This is a genomic window from Streptomyces sp. SID14436 (assembly GCF_010548465.1).
Lineage (GTDB): Bacteria > Actinomycetota > Actinomycetes > Streptomycetales > Streptomycetaceae > Streptomyces.
On record NZ_JAAGMD010000058.1, the window covers coordinates 1 to 3,143 of the forward strand.

Sequence of the window (3,143 nt, forward strand, 5' to 3'; positions counted from 1 at the left end):
GCTCCGCCTCGCCGGTCCCGCGCCCGCGCCCGTCCCGGCCGCGTACGCCGGCGGCGCGGCGGTCTGCGTCCTCGCGGCCGTGCTCGGCTCCCGGGGCAGGACGCGGCGGGCCCTGTGGCTGCTGATCGCCGGACTCATGGTGATGGCGCTGGGCGACCAGTTCGACTGACGTCGCCGGCACGGGACCCACCGGTGAGTTCCCGTCCCGCGGGGGCGATCCCGTGAGACATCTCACGCGGTTCGGCACAGCGAGCGGGATTGTCGTGTGAGCCGTCTCGCATTCCTGTGAACAAGGCCACGAACACCACCATCGATCATTGTTGCCTGCAAGAGTGACAGGGCATTGCTCATGCGTTCTTTGCGGGCGGTTCATTCCATGAACGTCTGTTCCCGGTCAAAGATCCACACACAGAGTCATTCCGGGAGCACATTCGTGGCAGCCCTCGCACGCTGGTGTGTCCAACGCCGTCTGGTCGTCGTCCTGCTGTGGCTCCTCGCCCTGGGCGGGGTCGCCGCGGGTGCCGCCGTCGCGGGCTCCGCCTATTCGAACGACTACGAGGTCCCGGGCACCGAGTCGGGCCGCGCCGTCGAGCTGCTGCACGAGGGCTTTCCCGGTCTCGGCGGCGACAGCGACACCGTCGTCTGGCACACCGGTTCCGGGGGCGTCCGTGACACCGCGGTCGAGCAGAGCATGACCCGCACCCTGGAACGCATCGCGGCCCTGCCCGGTGTCACCTCCGTGACCGGCCCCTACGACGACGCGACGGGTGCCGGACGGATCAGCGAGGACGGCCGCACCGCCTACGCCACCGTCACCTTCGCCGACCAGGCCAAGGACATCGACGCCCGGGAGGCCGCGGCCGTCGTGAAGACGGCCAAGAGCGCCGAGACGGACGGGCTTCAGGTCGAACTCAGCGGCAGCGCCGTCGGCCTGACCGAGGCCCCCGAGGGGCACGTCGCGGAGGCGGTCGGCGTGCTGGTCGCCGCCGTCGTGCTGTTCCTCGCCTTCGGCTCCCTCGCCGCCTCCCTGCTGCCCATCGCCACCGCACTGGTCGGGGTCGGCACCGCGTACGCGGGCATCTCCCTGCTCGGGCACGTGATGACCGTCGCCGACTTCGCCCCCATGCTCGGGCTGCTGATCGGGCTCGGCGTGGGCATCGACTACGCGCTGTTCATCGTCACCAGACACCGGCGCGGACTCAAGCGCGGGCTGTCCGTGCCCGAGGCCGCCGCCGAGGCCGTCGCCACCACCGGACGCGCGGTCGTGTTCGCGGGTGCCACCGTTTGCATCGCCCTGCTGGGCATGCTGATCCTCCGGCTCAGCTTCCTCAACGGCGTCGCCGTCGCGGCCTCGCTCACCGTGGTCCTCACCGTCGCCGCGTCCGTCACCCTGCTGCCCGCCCTGCTGTCGCTCATCGGCATGCGCGCGCTCAGCCGCCGCGAGCGCCGCAGGCTCGCCGAGTTCGGGCCCCAGCCCGAGCTGCCCACCGGGTGGGCCGCCCGCTGGTCCGCGTTCGTGGAGCGGCACCCCAAGCTGCTCGGCGTCGTCGCCCTGGCCGTCATGGCGGTCCTCGCGCTGCCCACCCTCTCGCTGCACCTGGGCACGTCCGACCAGGGAAACAACCCCAGGACGTCCACCACCCGCCAGGCCTACGACCTCCTCGCCGACGGCTTCGGCCCCGGCGTGAACGGCCCCCTCACCGTCGTCACCCGGGTCGACGGGGCCCAGGACCGGCTGGCCCTCGGCGACCTCGACGCCACCCTGCGCGACACCCGGGGCGTCGCCTCCGTCTCACCGGTCACCTACGGCACGGCCGGTGACACCGCGTACCTCACCGTCGTGCCCGAGTCCGCCCCGCAGGCGCAGCGGACCAGCGACCTGGTCGACCGGCTGCGCGACGACGTCCTGCCGCGCGCGGAGGCGGGCACCTCGCTCGACCTGCTGGTCGGCGGCACGACGGCCGGCTACGACGACTTCGCCGACGTCATCGTCGGCAAGCTGCCCGTCTTCGTCGGAGTCGTCGTCGGCCTCGGCTGTCTGCTGCTCCTGCTCGCCTTCCGCTCCATCGGCATCCCGCTCAAGGCCGCCGCGATGAACGTGGCCGCCGTGGCCGGCGCCTTCGGGGTCGTCGTGGCGATCTTCCAGTGGGGCTGGGGCAGCGAACTGCTCGGCCTGGGGCGGGCGGGCCCCATCGAGCCCTTCCTCCCCGTGATCATGGTGTCCGTGCTCTTCGGCCTCTCCATGGACTACCAGGTCTTCCTGGTCAGCCGGATGTACGAGGAATGGCTGGAGACCGGTGACAACCGGCGCGCGGTCCGGGTCGGCCTCGCCGAGACCAGCCGGGTGATCAACTCCGCGGCCGTGATCATGATCTCGGTGTTCCTCGCCTTCGTCCTCAGCGGGGACCGCGTGATCGCCATGTTCGGCATCGCGCTCGCCGCCGCCGTCGCCCTGGACGCCTTCGTCCTGCGCACGCTCCTCGTCCCCGCCCTCATGCACATGCTCGGCGGCGCCAACTGGTGGCTGCCGCGGCCGCTCGACCGGATCCTGCCGCGCATCAGCATCGAGCCGCCCGAGGCCCGCGCCGCCCACGAGCGGCTGGACGAGGTCACCGACGCCGAGGTCGCCGGGGTGCTCGCCGCGGAACGGCCCCGCCACGACGCCGGTGACACGGCCGGCTGATCCGCCGGGCTCCTGAGGGGTCTCAGGGACGTCCGTAGGCACCTTACGGACGTCCCCGGGGTCCCTCACACGCGTCTAAGGCCCCCGGTGCCGCGGAAGATGCGGAAGTCTCCCGATGTGGCGGACCCCCCTGGGAGACGAAGGTGGAGGCATCGCAGACAGCGAGATCCACCGGGACACCGTCCGAGGGGCCACACCATGTTCGAGTACGAATTCCAGAAGCTCCGTCAGCGGGAACTGATCGACGCGGCCGAGGAGCAGCGCCGCGTCCGGGAGGCCGCCCGGGTCCGCCGCGCCGCCCGCCGTGATGCCGGCGCACGGGGCGCCGCCGACGAGAGCCATAGCCGCCGCACCCGCCGGCACCGGTTCGCCCGAGCGGCATGAGCCGGACGCCGGGGAGCGACGGCCGCACGGGGGTCGGCCGCCGCACGCCGGATCCGGCCGCCGCCGGCGGCGGACC

Annotated in this window: 2 protein-coding genes; both read left to right on the plus strand. The window is 72.6% G+C overall.

The features are described 5' to 3' along the window. Positions 1-433 precede the first annotated feature (433 nt). On the plus strand, positions 434-2,683 hold the full coding sequence (locus G3I53_RS02080) for an MMPL family transporter (RefSeq protein WP_164338893.1): 2,250 nt from the start codon (positions 434-436) through the stop codon (positions 2,681-2,683). Positions 2,684-2,881: 198 nt separating this feature from the next. After that, positions 2,882-3,067, plus strand: a complete 186-nt coding sequence (locus G3I53_RS02085; RefSeq protein ID WP_164437970.1) for a hypothetical protein — start codon at positions 2,882-2,884, stop codon at positions 3,065-3,067. Positions 3,068-3,143: the final 76 nt, after the last annotated feature.